We start from the raw sequence: 19,379 nt of genomic DNA, 5'->3' as shown, positions 1-19,379 counted from the left end.
TCGAGACCAGTTGGGGTCGCGGCACGTTGGGGTCGCGGCCCGCAAGGGGGTAGAATCGTACGCCCACTTTCTGTCATGCCATGGTGATACTCGATGAGCTCCACCACCGCCCTGATTCTTGCCGGCCTAGCCCTGGTCGTCATCGCCGGCCTCGGCGCCTATGCCTTTACCCTCTGGCGCGAGGTTCGGCGGCGGCGGGCCAGGCAGCAGGATGAACTGCGTCGGGCCCATGAAAATTGTCTGGAGAACCTGGAGCTGGTGGCCTCGGCACTGCTTCAGGAGCAGGTGGATATCACCGAGGGTGCCTGGCGTTGCAAGGTGCTGCTCGAGATCCTCGACTCACGGCTGCTGGAGCGTGAGAGCTTTCGCCCCTTCGGCGAGGTCCATGCACGGACTCGCCACCTTCATACCCATGAAGCCCGCAAGGCGCTGACCCCCAAGGAGCGCTTCAAGGAGGACAAGGAGCGCTTTGCGGTCGAGGAGGAGCATCGCGATGCCGTTCTCGAAGCCGCCCGCGCCGCGCTGGTCTTCCGGCGCGATTGGCCGGCGAGCCTGCATTGAGAGTTAGGCACGCCAGCAACCTTTATCGAACACTGTGCGATAGCGCCAGGTTTTGCTAGTCTATCCCTAGACGATTGAACAATCTGCCGAGCTGCTGCAAGCTTGGCGCGTGTTGGGGTCGGTGAATACCCTAAGGGTGTGCCGTGCCACAGCATCTGTGTTGCAACGAAGAGTGCCACACACGATCGTCGGGATCATCTGGGAGGCGGCAAGCAGTTGCCTACCCTGGAGCGATAAAAGAAAAGAGAAGGAGTTTCACATGAAGAAGTCCACGACTGGCTTGCTGCTCGGTTCTGCTCTGGTGGTCGGCCTTGCAGGCTGCGCCACCCCGAATACGACCCCGTCCTCCGACAAGCCCTGGTATCAGCAGCCGGTGACCTGCGGTATCGCCGGTGCTCTGATCGGCGGTGGTATCGGTTATGCCACCAGCGGTGAGTCCGATGAGGAAACCGGTGCTGCCGTTGGCGCTACCTCCGCCGCTGCCATCGGCGCCCTGCTGTGCGCCGATTCGCCGGAGCCGGTGGCCGAGCCCGCGCCGATGCCGGAGCCCGAGCCCGAGCCCGAGCCCGTGTTTGTGCCGGTGACCCTGCAGAGCGATGTGACCTTTGCCTTCGACTCCGCCGAGCTGCGTCCCGGCGCCACGTCCGAGCTGAACCAGGTCGCCAGCACCCTCAACGACAATCCCGAGGTTCGTGTGACCATCGCCGGTCATACCGACGCCATCGGTACCAACGAGTACAACCTGGAGCTCTCCAAGGATCGTGCCGACTCCGTGCGTGACTACCTGATGAGTCAGGGCGTTGCCGGTGATCGCATGAACACCGTGGGTTACGGTGAAGAGCGCCCGGTCGCCACCAACGAGACCGACGCGGGGCGTGCCATGAACCGTCGCGTGGAGATCATGAGCCAGTAACGACTGGATTCATGTTGACGGCGGGCTCAGGCTCGCTTGCAGGGGCGCCTCAGGGCGCCCCTGTTGCGTCGCTACAGTGGCGCCAAAAGTGGTGCTTTGTTATCGTGGCGCGTCATCCGGCACGGTCCGGCACCGTCTCGCCAGCGGCACTTCTTGTTTACGGCGATGGCCGGGCTCCGGCTGACAAGTACCTATTCACTCTTTGTTCACTGCGACATGTGGTCTTTCGTATGGGCCACCACTGCGCGAAAGGACCCCTTCATGCCAATCGTGACCCTGCCTGACGGCAGCCAGAGACGCTTCGATGCCCCGCTGAGCGTGATGCAACTGGCCGAAGACATCGGCCCAGGACTCGCCAAGGCCTGTGTGGCCGGCAAGATCGACGGTGTGCCGGTGGATGCCGCCGATATCATCGATCGTGATGCCGAGGTGGCAATCCTTACCGCCAAGGACCCCGAGGGTCTGGAGGTGGTGCGTCACTCCTGTGCCCACCTGATCGGTCACGCCGTCAAGCAGCTCTATCCCGATGCGAAGATGGCCATAGGGCCGGTCATCGATGATGGCTTCTACTACGATATCGATTTCGGTCGCTCGGCGACCCCGGACGACCTCGAAGCCATCGAGCAGCGCATGAAGGCGCTGATCGACAAGGGCTATGAGGTGGTCCGTGAGTACGTCGACCGCGATAAGGCGATGCTTGCCTTCCTGCACCGCGATGAGCCCTACAAGCAGGAGATCGTGCGGGAGATTCCCGAAGGGGAGACGATCCGTCTCTATCACCATGAAGAGTATGTCGACATGTGCCGGGGGCCACATGTGCCCAATACCCGGCATCTGAAGTCATTCAAGTTGACCAAGCTGGCCGGTGCCTACTGGCGTGGTGATGCCACCAAGCCCATGCTGACGCGCATCTATGGCACCGCCTGGCCCGACAAGAAGCAGCTCAAGGCCTATCTCAAGCGCCTCGAGGAGGCGGAGAAGCGCGATCACCGCAAGCTGGCGCGCAAGATGGATCTCTTCCACCTCCAGGAAGAGGCGCCGGGGATGGTGTTCTGGCACCCCAACGGCTGGACCATGTATCAGGCGCTCGAGCAGTATATGCGCCGGGTGCAGGTCGAGAATGGCTACCAGGAGATCAAGACCCCCCAGGTGGTGGATCTGTCGCTGTGGAAGAAGTCCGGTCACTGGGGACACTACAGCGAGCTGATGTTCACCACCGAGTCGGAGAAGCGCGATTACGCCATCAAGCCCATGAACTGTCCCTGCCACGTGCAGGTGTTCAATCAGGGTCTCAAGAGCTATCGGGATCTGCCGCTGCGTCTGGCGGAGTTCGGCAGCTGCCATCGCAACGAACCCTCCGGTTCCTTGCATGGTCTGATGCGGGTGCGTGGCTTTACCCAGGATGACGCCCACATCTTCTGTACGGAAAAGCAGATTCAGTCCGAGGCCGAGGCATTTATTGCCCTGACCCTCAAGGTTTACAAGGACCTCGGCTTTGATGAGGTAGAGCTCAAGCTGTCGACGCGTCCCGATGACTTCATGGGCGAGGCGGAGCTGTGGGATCGCGCCGAGGCGGGTCTGGAGGCCGCGCTCGACTCCACCGGCCTCGAGTGGGAACTTCAGCCAGGCGAGGGTGCCTTCTACGGTCCTAAGATCGAGTTCTCCCTGCGCGACTGCCTCAATCGGGTCTGGCAGTGTGGTACCCTGCAGCTCGACTTCAATCTGCCGGGACGTCTGGGGGCTCAGTTCGTCGATGAGGATGGCGCCCGCAAGACGCCGGTAATGCTGCACCGTGCGATTCTTGGCTCATTCGAGCGCTTCCTGGGGATCCTGATCGAGCATCACGCCGGCGCCATGCCGCTCTGGCTGGCTCCCCAGCAGGTGGCGATCCTCAATATCACCGACTCCCAGCGTGATTTTGTGCTGGAGCTGGAGCGTCGGCTGCAGAAATTCGGCCTGCGCGTCAAGGCGGACTTGAGGAATGAGAAGATCGGCTTTAAAATCCGGGAGCATACCTTGCAGAAAGTTCCCTATCTCCTGGTGGTAGGAGATAAGGAAGTCGAAGCCGATTCGGTCGCCCTGCGTACGCGCAGTGGTGAAGATCTGGGCACCATGACGATCGATGACCTCATGGCGCGCCTCGGTGAAGAGCTCGGTGAGAGACATTCGTCAATTGCCTAAGGAGACGGAACATCAAGCGTAGCAACCCAAGAGGGCGCGTACAGGATAAGCGCCCCCCGATGAACGAGCGTATTACCGATGATCAGGTTCGCCTGATCGACAGCGACGGCGAGCAATTGGGGGTAGTGCCCACCAGCGAGGCGCTGGAGCGTGCCGAAGCCGCCGGTATGGATCTCGTACAGATCTCCAATGCCGATCCGATCGTTTGCAAGATCATGGATTACGGCAAGTTCGTCTTCGAGCAAAAGAAGCAGAAGTCTGCCCAGAAGAAGAAGACGAAGCAGATTCAGGTCAAGGAAGTGAAGTTCCGGCCTGGCACCGACGAGGGTGACTATCAGGTCAAGATGAAGAACCTGACGCGTTTCCTCGAAGCGGGCGACAAGGGCAAGGTCACGCTGCGTTTCCGCGGTCGTGAAATGGCGCATCAGGACATCGGTCGCAAGCTGATGGAGCGGATCGCTGCCGACCTTGAAGAACTCGGGAGTGTCGAATCCTTCCCGAAGATGGAAGGTCGTCAGATGATCATGATCATCGCGCCCAAGAAGAAGCAGTAAGCGGTACCAGCAGTACCAAAAGAAGTGATCCGGTGGCCGGTTCAACGGGCGCAAGGTGTCATGCCTTGCGTCGGCCTCGGGTTTTCTGAAGAACCTCGAGCGGAGTTATTCTCATGCCGAAGATCAAGAGCAACAGCGGCGCTGCCAAGCGCTTCAAGAAGACGGCCAACGGCTTCAAGCACAAGCAGTCGTTCCGTAGCCACATCCTGACCAAGAAGTCCACCAAGCGTAAGCGTCAACTGCGTGGCATGAAGCAGATTCACGACGCGGACAAGCCGCTCATTCAGCGGATGCTGCCCAACCTGTAAGCCCCTTGGTAGACCCATTTTTCGTCAGGAGTAAGCTATGACTCGTGTCAAGCGGGGCGTCGTCGCCCGTCGCCGTCACAAGAAGATTCTCAAGCAGGCCAAGGGTTACTATGGTGCCCGGAGCCGCGTCTTTCGCGTCGCCAAGCAGGCGGTCATCAAGGCAGGTCAGTACGCCTACCGCGACCGTCGCCAGCGCAAGCGTCAGTTCCGTGCCCTGTGGATCCAGCGTATCAACGCCGGTGCTCGCCAGCACGGTCTGTCCTATAGCCGCTTCGTCGGTGGCCTGAAAAAGGCCGGGATCGAGATCGACCGCAAGGTCCTGGCTGACCTGGCCGTCAACGAGAAGGCAGCCTTCGCTGCCATCGTCGAGAAGGCCAAGGCTGCCCAGTAAGAGACAGCGTCATTTTCGGCCACCCGGCTGTTGCCGGGTAGCCGTAGACGTCGCAGGGGAAGAGCAGCCGCTCTTCCCCTGTTTTTTTAGCCCTGTGTTTTACGTATCGAATTCGGAGCGCAACGGATGGACCACCTTCCCAACCTGGTCACCGAGGCCCGCGAGGCGATCCAGGCCGCCGATAGTATTCCGGCACTGGACGAGCTGCGCGTGCGCTACCTCGGCAAGAAGGGCGAGATCACCGCGCTGCTCAAGGGGCTGGGCAAGCTGCCCGCCGCCGAGCGCCCGGCTGCCGGCGAGCGCATCAACGAGGCCAAGCAGGCCCTGGGGGCCGAGCTTGAGTCGCGCAAGGCCACGCTCGAGAAGGCCGCCCTTGAAGCGCGTCTCGCCGCCGAACGGCTCGATGTGACCCTCCCCGGGCGTGGTCAGCCCAGCGGTGGGCTGCACCCGGTGACCCGCACCTTGGAGCGCATCGAGGGCCTGTTCACACGCGTTGGTTATGACGTTGCGGTGGGCCCCGAGATCGAGGATGACTACCACAACTTCGAGGCGCTCAATATCCCCGCCCATCACCCGGCGCGGGGCATGGCCGACACCTTCTATTTCGACGCTACCCGGCTGCTGCGAACCCACACCTCGCCGGTTCAGGTGCGCACCATGAAGCAGGGCAGTCTGCCGATTCGTATCGTCTGCCCCGGGCGGGTCTACCGCAGCGACTCGGATCTCACCCATACCCCGATGTTCCACCAGGTGGAGGGGTTGCTGGTGGATGAGGGGGTGAACTTCGCCGATCTCAAGGGCACGATCGAGGACTTCCTGCACGCCTTCTTCGAGCGTGATGATCTCTCGGTGCGCTTCCGCCCCTCCTACTTCCCCTTCACCGAGCCCTCCGCCGAGGTCGATATCCAGTGCGTGATGTGCACTGGCGAGGGGTGTCGGGTGTGCGGCCAGAGCGGCTGGCTGGAAGTGATGGGCTGCGGCATGGTGCACCCCGAGGTGTTCCGGCACGCCGGCATCGACAGCGAGCGCTATACCGGCTTCGCCTTCGGCATGGGAGCCGAGCGCCTGGCGATGCTGCGCTATGGGGTCAACGACCTGCGACTGTTCTTCGACAACGACCTGCGCTTCCTGCGCCAGTTCGCCTGATCGTCCACCTGAACGCAGAACACAGCGATAGGATTTGTCATGAAATTTTCCGAACACTGGCTGCGCGAGTGGGTTTCCCCTCAGCTGGCAACCCAGGCACTGGCCGACCAGATCACCATGGCAGGGCTCGAGGTCGATGCCGTGGAGCCGGTAGCGGCGGCCTTCGAGGGCGTGGTAGTCGCCGAGGTGGTAGAGAAGCAGCAGCACCCGGATGCCGACAAGCTCAGCGTCTGCCGGGTCGACGATGGCAGCGGTGAACCGGTTCAGGTGGTCTGTGGTGCGCCGAATGTCGCGGCGGGGCAGAAGGTGGCCTTCGCCCGGGTGGGCGCGGTGCTGCCCGATGACTCCAAGGCGTCGGGTTTCAAGATCAAGAAGGCCAAGCTTCGGGGGCAGGAGTCCCGGGGCATGATCTGCTCGGCGTCCGAACTGGGGCTCGAGGAGGAGGCCTCCCCGGGCATCCTGGTGCTGCCCGCCGATGCACCCAGAGGCGAGGACCTGCGCGCCTGGCTGGGGCTGGACGACTGCACCATCGAGGTCGACCTGACGCCCAATCGCGGCGACTGCCTGAGCCTCAAGGGCCTGGCCCGTGAGGTCGGCGTGCTCAACCGCCTTCCTGTTCAAGCCCCGACATGCGAGGCGGTACCGGCGAGCCATGCTGAGACGTTTGCGGTTCGCGTCGAGGACACCGAACGTTGCCCCCGCTATATCGGGCGACTGATCAAGGGGGTCGATGTCACCGCCCAGACTCCGCTGTGGATGGTCGAGCGCCTGCGCCGTGGAGGCGTGCGCAGCATCGACCCGGTCGTCGACATCACCAACTATGTGATGCTCGAGCTGGGGCAGCCGCTGCATGCCTTCGATCGCGACAACCTTCACGGTGCGGTGATCGTGCGCCTGGCCCGGGAGGGAGAGCGGCTGGTACTGCTCGACGGCCAGGAAGTCAGCCTCGATGCATCGACCCTGGTGATCGCCGACGAACGCGGGCCGCTGGCCATCGCCGGGGTGATGGGTGGGGAGCAGTCGGGTGTCAACGAGAAGACCCGTGATATCTTCCTCGAGTCGGCATTCTTCTCGCCCCTGGCGGTGGCCGGTCAGGCGCGTGACTATGGCCTGCACACCGATGCCTCCCATCGTTTCGAGCGCGGCGTCGATCCCCAGCTGGCCCGCGAGGCGACCGAGCGCGCCACGGCTCTGTTGCTCGATATCGTCGGCGGCGAGGCCGGCCCACTGGTGGAGGTGGCCAGCGACGACCACCTGCCTGCACCGCGTCGCGTGGTGCTGCGGCGCGCACGACTCGAACAGGCGCTCGGCAAGACGTTCGCGGTCGAGGAGGTCAGCGAGATACTCGAGCGGCTCGGCATGGAAGTCGAGACGACCGATGCCCAATGGCGCGCCGTGGTGCCGAGCTGGCGGTTCGATATCGCCATCGAGGAGGATCTCATCGAGGAGGTGGCGCGTATCCATGGCTACAACCGCCTTCCCGTACGCCGTCCCCAGGCCCGTCTGGGGCTGCGCCCCGATCATGAGGCGCGCACGCCGCTGGCCCGCCTGCGGCGCCAGATGGTGGCGCGTGGCTACCAGGAGGCGGTGACCTACAGCTTCGTCGCCCCCGAGCTGCAGAAGACTCTGCTGCCCGAGGCGGTGTCGCCGGTGCTGGCCAATCCGATCTCGGCGGATCTGTCAGTGATGCGGGCCAGCCTCTTTCCAGGCCTGATTCGGGCCTTGCAGCATAACCTCAATCGCCAGCAGAGCCGTGTCCGCTTGTTCGAGACCGGTCTCGTCTTTCGTGGCGAGCTCGATGATCTGGCACAGGTGCCGATGCTGGGTGCCCTGGTCTGTGGCAGCCGTGAGCCAGAGGGCTGGGCCGCCGAGCGCACGGCGGTCGACTTCTTCGACCTGAAGGGCGATCTCGAGAGTCTGCTGGCCATGGGCGGTGATGCCGAGGCGTGGCGCTTCGAGCCCGCCGAGCATCCGTCACTGCATCCGGGGCAGTGTGCCCGACTGCTGTACCGCGGTGAGGAGGCCGGCTGGATCGGTACCCTGCATCCGGCGGTGCGTGCCCAGCTGGGGCTCAAGGTCGATGCACTGCTCTTCGAGGTTCGCCTCGATGCCCTGACCCACGGCCGCGTGCCGGCCTTTATGCCGCTATCGCGTTACCCCGAGGTGCGCCGTGACCTGGCGTTCCTGGTGGATGAAAATCTGCCCGTGCAGGCGCTGCTGGATACCCTGCGAGCCGAGGCGGGTGAGTGGCTGAGCGAATGCCGCCTGTTCGACGTCTACCAGGGCAAGGGAGTGCCGGAAGGGCGCAAGAGCGTTGCCCTGGGCTTGACCTGGCAGCATCCTTCGCGCACGCTTAATGACGAGGAAATCAATCAGTTGGTCGATGCCATCGTCAACGAGTCCCGCCAACATCTGGGTGCCGAACTGCGTACCTAGTGAGGTCTCTCCGCGGGGCAAGGCAGGCGGGTGTCGATCGCCTAGCGGGCCCGTAAGGGCCTGGAGAGGAGAGCAACGATGGGTGCACTGACCAAGGCGGAGCTCGCCGAACACCTGCATGCCGAACTCGGCCTCTCCAAGCGGGAGGCCAAGTCCATGGTGGAGGCCTTCTTCGAGGAGATCCGTGGTTGCCTGAGGGAGAACGAGCAGGTCAAGCTGTCCGGCTTCGGCAACTTCGATCTGCGCGACAAGCGCGAACGGCCCGGGCGCAACCCCAAGACGGGCGAGGAGATCCCCATCTCCGCGCGTCGGGTGGTGACCTTCAGGCCGGGGCAGAAGCTGAAGAGTCAGGTCGAAGGGTATCGCGGAGAGCACCACTGACACGCTCCACGGCATCACCCTTGAGCGATAACAGCCGATAACGGCTCGTCAAGAACGAAGGGCCACCCCGATGGGGTGGCCCTTCCTGTTTTTATCCTGCTCTTTTCATGCGGCGCTATGGCTATACGGCACCGCCGTTCTCCAGGATCCAGGTGATGATCACCTTGAGCACATAGCCGAGCATGCCTGCCCCCAGCACCACAAACAGCATGATGGTGCCGAATCGGCCGGCATTGGACTTCTTGGCAAGGTCCCAGATGATGAAGCACATGAAGAGGATCAGGCCGCCGATCATCAGCGGGGTGATCCACGCCTCGAACGTCTGCTGCATGATATCTCCGTCAGGGGTAAAGCCCGTATTATACGCTTACGTGGATGGGTGCGAGGATGTCGGCATGCGACAAAATGTCCCGTGATTGATCCATCTCTAGGCATTGCTGCTCGCATCGTGGTCTTTGTCCACGAGATGCGAGTCAACCGCGGGGTATGCTAGTATATCGACAAAATTCTTTGGAAAATCCGTTACATGCCAAAACTCAAGATCTTTGTGGGAACCATGTATGGTGGTGCGCTTGACGTTGCCGAGCAGGTCAAACCGTTGTTCGAGGAGGTAGGGCACGAAGTGGTCATCCTCGAGAACCCCACCCTTGAAGACCTGGCCGCCGCCGACACCGACCTGGCGCTGTTCTGTGTCTCGACCACCGGTAGCGGTGACTACCCCGGCAGCTTCGCGTCCTTTGCCCAGGCCATCGCCGAGAAGAGCCCGGGGCTCGGTTCGCTGCGCTACGGGTTGATTGCCCTGGGGGATAGCTCCTACGGCGATACTTTCTGTGGTGCCGGCCGCCAGCTCGATGAACTGCTGGAGGGGCAGGGCGCCCAGCGACTGGGAGAGCGCCTCGAAATCGATGCCATGGAGACCTTCATGGCCGACGATGCCGCCATTCCATGGGTCGAGGAGTGGATCGAGTCACAGCAGCTGAAGGTCGCTTGAGGTGGGTGGCCAGCCGACCGCCGAACGACTCAGCCTATTGCTGGGTCTTGCCCTGCTGATGCTCGCCAGTTTGCCGCGCTATCTGGTGGCGGGGCACGAGAATCGCTTTAACCTGATGCTGATGGCGCTGGCGGTGGTCTGTCTGGTGGGCGTGCTGCAGTGGCGGCTGCTGGATGTGGCTGGCAAAGCGCGTCTGCCTCGGCTGCTGAGCCGTCTGGGGCTATGCCTGCTGGCCGGTCTCGCCGGCATGGCAGGCTGGCATGCCCTGTTCACCGATTTCATCGGCTGGGAACTGTGGCTCTCCCATGGCACCACTCTGGGACTGCTGCTGCATGCCCTTGGCCTCTGGGTGCGGCCGCCCTTCCGAGAATAGCCGGCACAGACCCCATGCCCTAATTCCCACGGGAACAGTTCCCGTGGGCTTGGGGCGGACTGGCTTACGGCTTATCCCAGCGTATAGCAGGGCTCATAGTCGCCGGTAAGCTTCATGCGTCCCTGGACGACGAAGGAGTCGAGCAGCGCATCCAGGCGTGACATCAGTTCGGGCTCGGCATTGAGCCGGAAGGGGCCATGAGCCTTGATGGCGCGGATACCCTGCTCCTTGACGTTGCCGGCGACGATGCCGGAGAAGGCTCGACGCAGATTGGCGGCCAGTTCGTGTACCGGCTGTTGGTTGTTCAGCGCCAGGTTGGCCATGGCCTCGTGGGTAGGCTCGAAGGGGGCCTGGAAGTGTCGGTCAATGGTCAGTCGCCAGTTGTAGTAGAAGGCATCCTGCCGCGCACAACGGTATTCGGTGACCTCATCGATCCCCTTGCGCATGGTGCGTGCCACCTCGATGGAGTCGTCGATGATGATGCGATAGCGGCGGCGTGCCTCTTCGCCCAGGGTGTAGACCAGGAATTCGTCGATGCGCTGAAAGTAGTCGGCGCTGCTGGCCGGGCCGGTAAAGATCACGGGCATCGCCATATCGGCGTTATCGGGGTGCAGCAGGATTCCCAGCAGGTAGAGGATCTCCTCGGCGGTACCTACCCCGCCGGGGAAGACGATGATGCCATGGCCGAGGCGCACGAAAGCCTCCAGACGCTTCTCGATATCGGGCATCACCACCAGTTCATTGACGATGGGGTTGGGTGCCTCAGCGGCGATGATGCCGGGTTCGGAGACCCCCAGGTAGCGACCCTGGTGGCGGCGCTGCTTGGCATGGGCGACGTTGGCCCCCTTCATGGGGCCCTTCATGGCCCCAGGGCCGCAGCCGGTGCAGATATCCAGGTCACGTAGCCCCAGTTGGTAGCCGACATCCTTGCTGTAGTCGTACTCCTCCCGTGAGATCGAGTGGCCACCCCAGCACACCACCAGACTCGGATCGACACCGGGCTTGAGTGTGCCGGCCTTGCGCAGGATATGAAACACCGCGTTGGTGGTGCCTTCGCCGGTGGTCAGGTCGAAGCGCTGATGCCCCTGGATCTCGTTGTAGACGTAGACGATATCACGCAGTATCGAGGAGAGATGTTCGCGTATGCCACGAATCATCTTGCCGTCGACGAAGGCCTCGGCCGGGGCATTGGTCAATTTGAGACGAATGCCACGATCCTGAGGCACTACCTCGATATCGAAATCGGCGTAGGCCTCCATCAGGGCCAGGCCGTCGTCGGTGGGCGAGCCGCAGTTAAGCACGGCCAGCGCACAACGGCGCAGCAGGTCGTGCAGTCCGGCGCGAGAGGTATCATGGAGTCGTGCCACCTCATGCTGAGAGAGAATCTCGAGACTGCCTTCCGGCGAAATGGTGGTAGAGATGGTATCGGGCATGTGGGCGTCCTTGTCGTGCGGAAACGTGCATCTCTGATGCTATCACGCCGGGCTCGACCACAGTGGTAGAATCATGACTCCACTCGTCCTGTGACCTCTCATGTTCAACGCGCTCTACTTCAGAACCTTCATCACCCTTGTCGAGACCGGTAGCTTCACCCAGACCGCGCATCGGCTGGAGATGACCCAGCCCGGGGTCAGTCAGCATGTCCGCAAGCTCGAGCGCTATCTGGACAAGTCTCTGCTGGAGCGTCACGGGCGGCGTTTCACGCTGACCGAGGCGGGGCGGCGGGTCTACGACTATGCCCTCAAGCTGTTCGCCGAACATGAGCAGTTTCGCCACTCCCTGGACGCCGACTCGACCTATTCAGGGGACTGTCGGCTCGCTTCGCCCGGCAGCGTGGGCGCGATGCTCTACCCCTTCCTGCTCGGCCAGCAGCAGATGCATCCCGGGCTGACGGTCAGCTACAGCTTCGCGTTCAACCAGGAGATCTCCCAGGATGTGCTGGCGGGACGCTATGACCTGGGTATCGTCACCGAGGCCATGCGCCATCCCGATCTCGAGGTGGCGCTCTGGCACCGCGAGCCGCTATGCCTGGTGGTGCCGGCGGATTTCACCGGGACCGGACTGGCCGAGCTGATGGGGATCGGCTTTATCAGCTATTTCGATGGACTGAATCATGCCAGTGCCCTGTTACGTAGCAACTTCCCCCGCGAGTTTCGCTCCATGAGCCACTTCCGCCGCCAGGGCTTTACCAATGAAGTGGGCATGGTGATGGATGCCGTGGCGCGGGGGTTGGGCTTTACGGTGGTGTCACGGCCGGTGCTCGAGACATCCCCCTGGCAGCGTCAGGTCAAGGCACTGGAACTGCCCGTGGCGGTATATGAAACCCTCTATCGCGTGACCCGAGCGGGCAGCGAAATGCCGCGTCGCTATGTCCGGTTGCTGGAGGACTTTCGCGAGCAGCGCCGTCTCGCCCTGCATGGCTATGGTGACTCACCTGAGGTCGCGCCATTGCCCTAGTACAAAACTGCCCCAGTACAAAGAATTCCCCCATTACAAAAAAGGGCCCCGCATCGGCGGGGCCCTTCGATATGGTGCGCGGCTGTCTCCGGGATATCAGTCGCGATACTCGTCGATGCTCGGGCACGAGCAGATCAATTGGCGATCACCGAAGACGTTGTCGACCCGGTTGACCGCCGGCCAGTACTTGGCTGCCTTGACGGCCTCGCTGGGGAAGGCGCCGAGTTCGCGAGAGTAGGGGCGCTCCCAGCCGTCATCCATCAGGTCGGCCATGGTGTGAGGCGCCCGTACCAGCGGGTTGTTGTCGACGGGCCACTCGCCGGCCTCGACCCGGGCGATCTCTTCGCGAATGCCGATCATGGCGTCGCAGAAGCGGTCGATCTCGTAGAGCGACTCCGACTCGGTGGGCTCGATCATCAGCGTTCCCGGCACCGGGAAGGACATGGTCGGGGCGTGGAAGCCGTAGTCCATCAGGCGCTTGGCGATGTCTTCCTCGCTGATGCCGGAGCTGGCCTTGAGCGGGCGAATATCGATGATGCACTCATGGGCCACGGTACCGTTCTCCCCCTTGTAGAGGACCGGGTAGTGGTCGCCCAGGCGCTTGGCGATGTAGTTGGCGTTGAGGATCGCCAGCTCGGTGGCCTCACGCAGCCCCCGGGCGCCCATCATCTTGATGTAGGCCCAGGAGATCGGCAGGATCGAGGCGCTGCCGAAGGCCGCCGCGGATACCGCGCCGCACTCGGCGTTGACGCCGTCGATGGGTGTCACCACATGGTTGGAGACGAAGGGGGCCAGGTGTGCCTTGACACCGATCGGCCCCATGCCCGGACCGCCGCCACCGTGGGGAATACAGAAGGTCTTGTGCAGGTTGAGGTGACTGACATCACCGCCGAAGTCGCCGGGGCGCGAGAGGCCCACCTGAGCGTTCATGTTGGCGCCGTCGACGTAGACCTGGCCGCCATGCTCGTGAACGACCGCGCACACCTCGCGTACCCCGGCCTCGAAGACACCGTGGGTGGAAGGGTAGGTGATCATGATTGCCGACAGGGCATCGCTGTGCTTCTCGGCCTTGGCCCGCAGGTCAGCGATGTCGATATTGCCCTCGGCGTCGCACTCGACCACCACGACCTTCATGCCGACCATGGCGGCAGAGGCGGGGTTGGTGCCGTGGGCCGAGCTGGGGATCAGGCAGATATCGCGATGCCCCTCGCCGATGGACGCCTGGTAACGGCGAATGGCCACCAGGCCGGCATACTCGCCCTGGGCCCCGGAATTGGGCTGCATGGAGATATGGTCGTAGCCGGTGATCTCCACCAGGAAGGCGGAGAGCTCGTCGATCATCTGCTTGTAGCCGGCGACCTGGTCGCGGGGCACGAAGGGGTGCACCGTGGCGAACTCCGGCCAGGTGATGGGGATCATCTCGCTGGTGGCGTTGAGCTTCATGGTGCACGACCCCAGCGGGATCATGGCGTGGGCCAGCGACAGGTCCTTGTTCTCCAGGCGCTTGAGGTAGCGCAGCATCTCGGTCTCGCTGCGGTAGCGCGTGAAGGTGGGGTGGGTCAGGAAGTCACTCTCGCGGCGACAGGCCGCGGGGATGCCGCTCGCCCCATCGGCCAGCGCCCGCTCGTCGAGCTCGCGAACCGAGAGGCCATGCTCCTCGCCGAGCAGCACGTCGAAGAGAACGTCGAGATCGTGGGCGGTGGTGGTCTCATCCAGGCTGATGCCGACATCGCCATTGTCGAAGTAACGGACGTTGATCTCATGGGTGAGGCAGCGCCCGTGGATCTTGCCCGCATCGACGCCGGTCAGGCGCAGGGTGTCGAACCAGCTGTCGTGGACCAGCGCCACCCCTTTTTCCTGAAGGCCCAGGGCCAGGAGGGTGGTCAGGCGATGGATGCGCCCGGCGATGGTGCGCAGCCCCTCGGCACCGTGGTAGACGGTGTAGAAGCCGGCGATATTGGCCAGCAGTGCCTGAGCGGTACAGATATTGGAGGTGGCCTTCTCGCGGCGGATATGCTGCTCCCGAGTCTGCATCGCCATGCGCAGCGCCTGGCCGTCACGGCTGTCCTTGGAGACGCCGATGATGCGACCCGGGATCGAACGCTTGAGCTTGTCGGTGGTGGCGAAGAAGGCGGCATGGGGGCCACCGAAACCCATGGGGACGCCGAACCGCTGGGTGGTACCGACGACGATATCGGCACCCAGTGCGCCGGGCTCCTTGAGCAGCACCAGGCTCATGATATCGGCGGCCACGCAGGTCATGATGCCGCGCTTGCCGGCCGCCTCCAGCAGCGGCGCCAGATCGGTCACCCGACCGCTCTCGCCAGGGTACTGTAGCAGGGCGCCGAAGGCATCGACCTCGGCGAGCTGTTCCGCCGGGGCGACGACCAGTTCGAAGCCGAAGTAGGCGGCACGGGTACGCACCACGTCCAGGGTCTGGGCCAGGACATCATCGGCGACGAAGAAAACGTCGCTCTTGGCCTTCCGGTTGGCGCGCTTGCACAGGGCCATCGCTTCGGCGGCGGCGGTGGCCTCGTCGAGCAGCGAGGCGTTGGCCAGCTCCATGCCGGTCAGGTCCATGACCATCTGCTGGAAGTTGAGCAGCCCTTCAAGGCGGCCCTGGGAGATCTCGGGCTGGTAGGGCGTGTAGGCGGTATACCAGCCGGGGTTCTCCAGGACATTGCGCTGGATCACCGTCGGCAGGTGGGTACCGTGGTAGCCCTGTCCCAGATAGCTCTTGTAGGTCCGGTTCTGGGCGGCCAGGCGCTTGAGGTAGTCGAGTGCCTCGGCCTCGCTACGCGGCGGGTCGAGATCGAGCTCCCGGCCCAGGCGAATATCGCTGGGCACGGTGCGTTCGATCAGGGTGTCCAGGCTTTGCATGTCCAGTTCGTCGAGCATGGCCTTCACGTCCTGCTCGCGGGGCCCGTTATGGCGTTGGATAAAGGCATCATGAGCGGCCAGATCGGCCAGGCGGCGGTTGTCGAGAGCCATGTCACACCCTGTCGATAAAGTAAGGTCCGGTCGCCATCACAGGCGGCACGGTAGAACGTGGAAGCCCCGACCCAGCGGGCCGGGGCGTGAGGCAATCAGCGCAGGATCAGTCGTCGGCGCTGGCCACGGCCTGGTAGCCGTCGGCGTCCAGCAGGTCGTCGATCTGGGTGGCGTCCTCGAGGCGCACCTTCATGATCCAGCCATCCTCGTAAGGGGACTCGTTCAGCGTCTCGGGGGCGTCTTCCAGCACCTCGTTGACGTCGATGACCTCGCCGGCCACCGGGGCGTAGAGGTCGGAGGCGGCCTTGACCGACTCGACCACACCGAACTCCTCCTTGAGCTCGAGGGTGCGGCCCACCTCGGGCAGTTCGACGAAGACGACGTCACCCAGGGCTTCCTGGGCATGGTCACTGATGCCGATGGTCACGGTGCCGTCGCCATTGTCGAGGACCCACTCGTGGCTGTCGGCGTAGCGCAGATTGGCAGGAATAGAGCTCATCGATATTTCCTATAAGAAAAGTTTTTCCAGGCAGCGGGAATGCTACCGCCATTGGCGGCGTTTGGCGAGTCCATCATCATCGCCAGGGGCTTACTCTGATGGCTCGTCACTCAGGGTGGCGGGTCGCGAGCTATCCGTCCAGTTTTGGCGCCGTCAACCCCTTCATGTTTCTGATTGGAAACATGAAGGGAGGCGGGAGCCTGACGGTTGAACGTGCGTCGTTCGTCTGGGTGGTGCGATGACCATAAAATCCGCTATGTTACGCGGGATTGTGTTGGGGTTCGCATGGCCGGTTAGCCATGCTGCGGCGAATCATGCGCCAGAGCCATGGTGATCGATTCTCGCGGTACAGGTTCATGGATCGGTTGCCCGTCGGTCGTCGATCGAGGTGCGAACGGCGGGCGGTGAGCCGCAGCGCATAACAATAAACCGCTTAGGGAGATTCACGTGGAAACCTTGAACAGTATCTTCAGCGCCATCAACGGCGTGGTCTGGGGGCCATTGATGCTCATCCTGTTGCTCGGGGTGGGGATCTACCTGCAGGCTGGCCTCAGGCTGATGCCGATCCGCAAGCTGGGGGAAGGCTTCAAGCTGATGTGGCAGGGGCGTGATGGCAAGCACACCCCCGATGGCAAGTCGAAGGGCGAGGAGGATGGCGAGATCTCGCCCTTCAACGCCCTGATGACCGCGCTGTCGGCGACCATCGGCACCGGCAATATCGCCGGCGTGGCCACCGCTATCGCCTTGGGTGGCCCCGGTGCGGTGTTCTGGATGTGGATCACCGCCCTGGTGGGCATGGCCACCAAGTTCGCCGAGGCGGTGCTGGCGGTTCGCTTCCGGGAAACCGACAGCACCGGCTACCATATCGGTGGCCCGATGTACTACATCAAGAATGGCCTGGGCCGTAAGTGGCTGTGGCTGGGTGGTGCCTTCGCCTTCTTCGGTGCCGTCGCCGCCTTCGGCATCGGCAACACCGTGCAGTCCAACTCCGTGGCCGACGCCCTCGACAGCACCTTCGGGCTGCCCCACTGGGTCACCGGTGTGGTGATCATGGTGCTGGCCGGCGCGGTGATCCTCGGCGGGATCAAGCGGATCGCCAAGGTGGCGGGCAAGCTGGTTCCGATCATGGGTATCGCCTATGTGATCGCGGGTCTGGTCGTGCTGGCGATCAACGCCGACCAGGTCGGCGGCGCCTTCGGCATGATCTTCACCTACGCCTTCAACCCCCACGCCGCCGTCGGTGGTTTCGCCGGTGCGGCCGTGATGGCGGCCATCCGCTTCGGCGTGGCCCGCGGGATCTTCTCCAACGAGGCGGGCCTGGGCAGTGCGCCCATCGCCCATGCCGCGGCGCAGACCAAGAACCCGGTTCGCCAGGGGCTGATCGCGATGCTTGGCACCTTTATCGATACCATCATCGTCTGCTCCATCACCGCCCTGGTGATCCTGACGGCCGGCGTATGGAAGACGGGCGAGGCCGGCGCTTCACTGACCGCACTCTCCTTCGACGCGGCACTGCCGGGCCTGGGCAACGAGGTGGTATCACTGGCACTGGCGGTGTTTGCCTTTACCACCATCCTGGGGTGGTCCTTCTATGGTGAGAAGTGCTTCCAGTTCCTGTTCGGCACCCGTTCGATCATGCTCTACCGGGTACTGTTCGTGCTGGCGATTCCGGTGGGGGCGCTGGCGAGCCTGGGCTTCATCTGGCTGATGGCCGACACCTTCAATGCCATGATGGCGATTCCCAACCTGATCGCCCTGGCACTGCTGTCGCCGGTGGTGTTCAAGCTGGCACGCGCCTACTTCAATGGCGAAGACGTGCTGCCGGGCGAGGAGCTGGACCACGACAAGTCGTGATCCCTCAGGCTTGTGCAGCATCACAGGAGGCGCCCCGCGGGGCGCCTCCTGCCGTTAGGGGTCTGCCGTGGCTAGCGTCGTGGGCTTGTCGATATCGTTCTTGCCTACCAGACTGGTACGCGGTCCTGCCAGCCAGGCAGTGAGCCCACCCATGACATCGGTGACTACCGGAGGAGAGTGCCATGACAATTTTCGAGGCCCTGCGTGAGAGTCACGACAAGCAGCGCCGACTGTTGTCGCTGTTGGTCGAAACCAGCGGTGACAGCGAGGGGCGCGACGAGCTCTATCGGCGCCTGCGCGCCGAACTGATCCATCATGCCGGGGCCGAGGAGCGCTCTCTCTACGTGCCGATGATGGAGTACGACCTGACCCAGGAGAAGGCTAGGCACAGCGTCGCCGAACATCACGAGATCGATGAGGCACTCGAGGCGCTCGACACCACGGACTATAGCTCACCGGGCTGGCTGGCGGCGGCCAGGAGGCTGCAGGATCTCGTCATTCACCACCTGGATGAAGAGGAGCAGGAAGTTTTTCAGCTGGCGGGGCGGGTGTTCGATGACGCCACCAAGACGCAATTGGCCAGTACCTATCAGGAAGACATGCTGGAGCGCGAGGCTCCCTAGGTCACAGGCCAGCCCCTGGGCCTGCGAGAGGCGATGCGACCGATGGCTACGGGGAAGAATCTTATACCGTTATCTTGCCGTGCCATCCTGCACCCGACCCATGAACCATGAAGCCTGGCTTGTTCAGGATCAACCAGGCCCGATGACTCGGCGAAAGGTCAGGCTGATGCGCAGCCCCGGGATACGCCGGGGCAGCAGGGCATGCTGCAGCTGCGCCTGGACCCCAGGCCCCATCACCAGCAGGCTGCCGTGGGGCAGCCAGACATTGAAGGCGGGGGCCTGGCGATTCTTCCAACGAAAGCGCAGTGGCCGCTCGGCGCCCAGGCTGAGTGCGGCAATCAGTGGGCTATCGCCGAGCTCTGGCTCGTCATCGCTGTGCCACCCCATGCGCTCCTCACCGTCGTGATAATGGTTGAGCAGCACGCTATTGAAGCGGGCGTCGATCCCCTCCGAAGCGAGTGTTTCGATGACCCGGTCGCGCAGGTCGGCCACGATCGGATGCCAGGGCTCCGGGGTGAAGTCACACCCGGAGTAGCGGTAGCCGGCTCCGGTATCCCCCATCCAGACCTGGCGGCGTGGGATGGGGTGTTCGCGACCATACAGGCGCAGTGTGGGGCGCTGCCAGCAGAGCGCTCGATCCAGTTGGCTCAGCAGGCGGTCAGACACTGCGGGGGCCAGCACGCCATGGCTGAGCCCCAATGGTGGCGCTGCCAGCACCAC

The 19,379-nt window shown here is 63.3% G+C and carries 19 protein-coding genes; 14 read left to right on the top strand and 5 right to left on the bottom strand.

Going from position 1 to position 19,379, the window contains the following annotated elements; genetic code table 11:
* Nucleotides 1–93: 93 nt before the first annotated feature.
* The 9 genes from E0702_RS01075 to ihfA all read left to right on the top strand — a co-directional run bounded on the left by E0702_RS01075 (nt 94) and on the right by ihfA (nt 8,871).
* Nucleotides 94–561, top strand: a complete 468-nt coding sequence (locus tag E0702_RS01075; protein WP_132041115.1) for a DUF2489 domain-containing protein — start codon at nt 94–96, stop codon at nt 559–561.
* A gap of 259 nt (nt 562–820) precedes the next feature.
* Nucleotides 821–1,474, top strand: a complete 654-nt coding sequence (locus tag E0702_RS01070) for an OmpA family protein (protein WP_132041114.1) — start codon at nt 821–823, stop codon at nt 1,472–1,474.
* A 261-nt stretch (nt 1,475–1,735) separates the two neighbouring features.
* On the top strand, nt 1,736–3,655 hold the full coding sequence (gene thrS / locus E0702_RS01065) for a threonine--tRNA ligase (RefSeq protein WP_132041113.1): 1,920 nt from the start codon (nt 1,736–1,738) through the stop codon (nt 3,653–3,655).
* Between the two features lie 11 nt (nt 3,656–3,666).
* Nucleotides 3,667–4,209 carry a translation initiation factor IF-3 gene (gene infC / locus E0702_RS01060; RefSeq protein WP_306766891.1) on the top strand — a complete coding sequence of 181 codons (543 nt, stop codon included), beginning with the start codon at nt 3,667–3,669 and terminating at the stop codon, nt 4,207–4,209.
* 113 nt (nt 4,210–4,322) lie between these two features.
* Complete coding sequence (rpmI, locus tag E0702_RS01055; protein WP_132041111.1) at nt 4,323–4,517, top strand: 50S ribosomal protein L35; 195 nt, start codon at nt 4,323–4,325, stop codon at nt 4,515–4,517.
* A gap of 37 nt (nt 4,518–4,554) precedes the next feature.
* Nucleotides 4,555–4,908 carry a 50S ribosomal protein L20 gene (rplT, locus tag E0702_RS01050; protein ID WP_013332273.1) on the top strand — a complete coding sequence of 118 codons (354 nt, stop codon included), beginning with the start codon at nt 4,555–4,557 and terminating at the stop codon, nt 4,906–4,908.
* Between the two features lie 126 nt (nt 4,909–5,034).
* Nucleotides 5,035–6,054, top strand: coding sequence for a phenylalanine--tRNA ligase subunit alpha (gene pheS, locus E0702_RS01045; RefSeq protein WP_132041110.1), 1,020 nt, complete (start codon nt 5,035–5,037; stop codon nt 6,052–6,054).
* A 39-nt stretch (nt 6,055–6,093) separates the two neighbouring features.
* A complete protein-coding gene (gene pheT, locus E0702_RS01040; RefSeq protein ID WP_132041109.1) occupies nt 6,094–8,490 on the top strand; it encodes a phenylalanine--tRNA ligase subunit beta in 2,397 nt (798 codons plus the stop codon).
* Between the two features lie 78 nt (nt 8,491–8,568).
* Nucleotides 8,569–8,871: an integration host factor subunit alpha gene (gene ihfA / locus E0702_RS01035; RefSeq protein WP_132041108.1), complete on the top strand. Its 303-nt coding sequence runs from the start codon at nt 8,569–8,571 to the stop codon at nt 8,869–8,871.
* A gap of 121 nt (nt 8,872–8,992) precedes the next feature.
* Here ihfA and E0702_RS01030 read toward each other — a convergent pair whose 3' ends face one another.
* A complete protein-coding gene (locus tag E0702_RS01030; RefSeq protein WP_132041107.1) occupies nt 8,993–9,202 on the bottom strand; it encodes a DUF2788 domain-containing protein in 210 nt (69 codons plus the stop codon).
* Nucleotides 9,203–9,397: 195 nt separating this feature from the next.
* Here E0702_RS01030 and E0702_RS01025 point away from each other — a divergent pair, with 195 nt between their 5' ends.
* Nucleotides 9,398–9,862 (top strand): flavodoxin, encoded by a 465-nt coding sequence (locus E0702_RS01025; RefSeq protein ID WP_132041106.1) that lies wholly within the window; start codon nt 9,398–9,400, stop codon nt 9,860–9,862.
* 1 nt (nt 9,863) lies between these two features.
* A complete protein-coding gene (locus tag E0702_RS01020) occupies nt 9,864–10,235 on the top strand; it encodes a hypothetical protein (RefSeq protein WP_132041105.1) in 372 nt (123 codons plus the stop codon).
* A gap of 71 nt (nt 10,236–10,306) precedes the next feature.
* Here the strand turns inward: E0702_RS01020 and ppnN are convergent, their stop codons facing one another.
* Nucleotides 10,307–11,668: a nucleotide 5'-monophosphate nucleosidase PpnN gene (ppnN, locus tag E0702_RS01015; protein ID WP_132041104.1), complete on the bottom strand. Its 1,362-nt coding sequence runs from the start codon at nt 11,666–11,668 to the stop codon at nt 10,307–10,309.
* A gap of 100 nt (nt 11,669–11,768) precedes the next feature.
* Here ppnN and E0702_RS01010 point away from each other — a divergent pair, with 100 nt between their 5' ends.
* Entirely contained in the window at nt 11,769–12,692 is a 924-nt protein-coding gene (locus E0702_RS01010) for a LysR family transcriptional regulator (protein ID WP_132041103.1), read from the top strand.
* Between the two features lie 96 nt (nt 12,693–12,788).
* Here the strand turns inward: E0702_RS01010 and gcvP are convergent, their stop codons facing one another.
* Complete coding sequence (gcvP, locus tag E0702_RS01005; RefSeq protein ID WP_132041102.1) at nt 12,789–15,683, bottom strand: aminomethyl-transferring glycine dehydrogenase; 2,895 nt, start codon at nt 15,681–15,683, stop codon at nt 12,789–12,791.
* A gap of 106 nt (nt 15,684–15,789) precedes the next feature.
* On the bottom strand, nt 15,790–16,182 hold the full coding sequence (gcvH, locus tag E0702_RS01000) for a glycine cleavage system protein GcvH (RefSeq protein WP_132041101.1): 393 nt from the start codon (nt 16,180–16,182) through the stop codon (nt 15,790–15,792).
* 447 nt (nt 16,183–16,629) lie between these two features.
* Between gcvH and E0702_RS00995 the strand changes: the two genes are divergently transcribed.
* Both E0702_RS00995 and E0702_RS00990 read left to right on the top strand, forming a co-directional pair.
* Nucleotides 16,630–18,036, top strand: a complete 1,407-nt coding sequence (locus E0702_RS00995) for an alanine/glycine:cation symporter family protein (protein WP_132041100.1) — start codon at nt 16,630–16,632, stop codon at nt 18,034–18,036.
* A 182-nt stretch (nt 18,037–18,218) separates the two neighbouring features.
* Nucleotides 18,219–18,659 carry a hemerythrin domain-containing protein gene (locus E0702_RS00990; RefSeq protein ID WP_132041099.1) on the top strand — a complete coding sequence of 147 codons (441 nt, stop codon included), beginning with the start codon at nt 18,219–18,221 and terminating at the stop codon, nt 18,657–18,659.
* Between the two features lie 129 nt (nt 18,660–18,788).
* Here E0702_RS00990 and E0702_RS00985 read toward each other — a convergent pair whose 3' ends face one another.
* Nucleotides 18,789–19,379 (bottom strand): alpha-ketoglutarate-dependent dioxygenase AlkB family protein, encoded by a 591-nt coding sequence (locus tag E0702_RS00985; RefSeq protein ID WP_240721641.1) that lies wholly within the window; start codon nt 19,377–19,379, stop codon nt 18,789–18,791.

The sequence above is a fragment of the Halomonas marinisediminis genome (assembly GCF_004347715.1).
GTDB classification, from domain to species: Bacteria; Pseudomonadota; Gammaproteobacteria; order Pseudomonadales; family Halomonadaceae; genus Halomonas; species Halomonas icarae.
The sequence above is the reverse complement of the archived record's forward strand: the minus strand, read 5'-3'. Positions and strand labels throughout refer to the sequence as shown.

Excerpts from the sequence above, each read along its gene's own strand:
- E0702_RS00990 (WP_132041099.1), top strand. The coding sequence starts at position 18,219 with ATGACAATTTTCGAGGCCCTGCGTGAGAGTCACGACAAGCAGCGCCGA.
- gcvH (WP_132041101.1), bottom strand. The coding sequence starts at position 16,182 with ATGAGCTCTATTCCTGCCAATCTGCGCTACGCCGACAGCCACGAGTGG.
- rplT (WP_013332273.1), top strand. The coding sequence starts at position 4,555 with ATGACTCGTGTCAAGCGGGGCGTCGTCGCCCGTCGCCGTCACAAGAAG.
- E0702_RS01030 (WP_132041107.1), bottom strand. The coding sequence starts at position 9,202 with ATGCAGCAGACGTTCGAGGCGTGGATCACCCCGCTGATGATCGGCGGC.
- ppnN (WP_132041104.1), bottom strand. The coding sequence starts at position 11,668 with ATGCCCGATACCATCTCTACCACCATTTCGCCGGAAGGCAGTCTCGAG.
- ihfA (WP_132041108.1), top strand. The coding sequence starts at position 8,569 with ATGGGTGCACTGACCAAGGCGGAGCTCGCCGAACACCTGCATGCCGAA.
- gcvP (WP_132041102.1), bottom strand. The coding sequence starts at position 15,683 with ATGGCTCTCGACAACCGCCGCCTGGCCGATCTGGCCGCTCATGATGCC.
- pheT (WP_132041109.1), top strand. The coding sequence starts at position 6,094 with ATGAAATTTTCCGAACACTGGCTGCGCGAGTGGGTTTCCCCTCAGCTG.
- rpmI (WP_132041111.1), top strand. The coding sequence starts at position 4,323 with ATGCCGAAGATCAAGAGCAACAGCGGCGCTGCCAAGCGCTTCAAGAAG.
- E0702_RS01070 (WP_132041114.1), top strand. The coding sequence starts at position 821 with ATGAAGAAGTCCACGACTGGCTTGCTGCTCGGTTCTGCTCTGGTGGTC.
- E0702_RS01075 (WP_132041115.1), top strand. The coding sequence starts at position 94 with ATGAGCTCCACCACCGCCCTGATTCTTGCCGGCCTAGCCCTGGTCGTC.
- E0702_RS01010 (WP_132041103.1), top strand. The coding sequence starts at position 11,769 with ATGTTCAACGCGCTCTACTTCAGAACCTTCATCACCCTTGTCGAGACC.
- E0702_RS01025 (WP_132041106.1), top strand. The coding sequence starts at position 9,398 with ATGCCAAAACTCAAGATCTTTGTGGGAACCATGTATGGTGGTGCGCTT.
- pheS (WP_132041110.1), top strand. The coding sequence starts at position 5,035 with ATGGACCACCTTCCCAACCTGGTCACCGAGGCCCGCGAGGCGATCCAG.
- thrS (WP_132041113.1), top strand. The coding sequence starts at position 1,736 with ATGCCAATCGTGACCCTGCCTGACGGCAGCCAGAGACGCTTCGATGCC.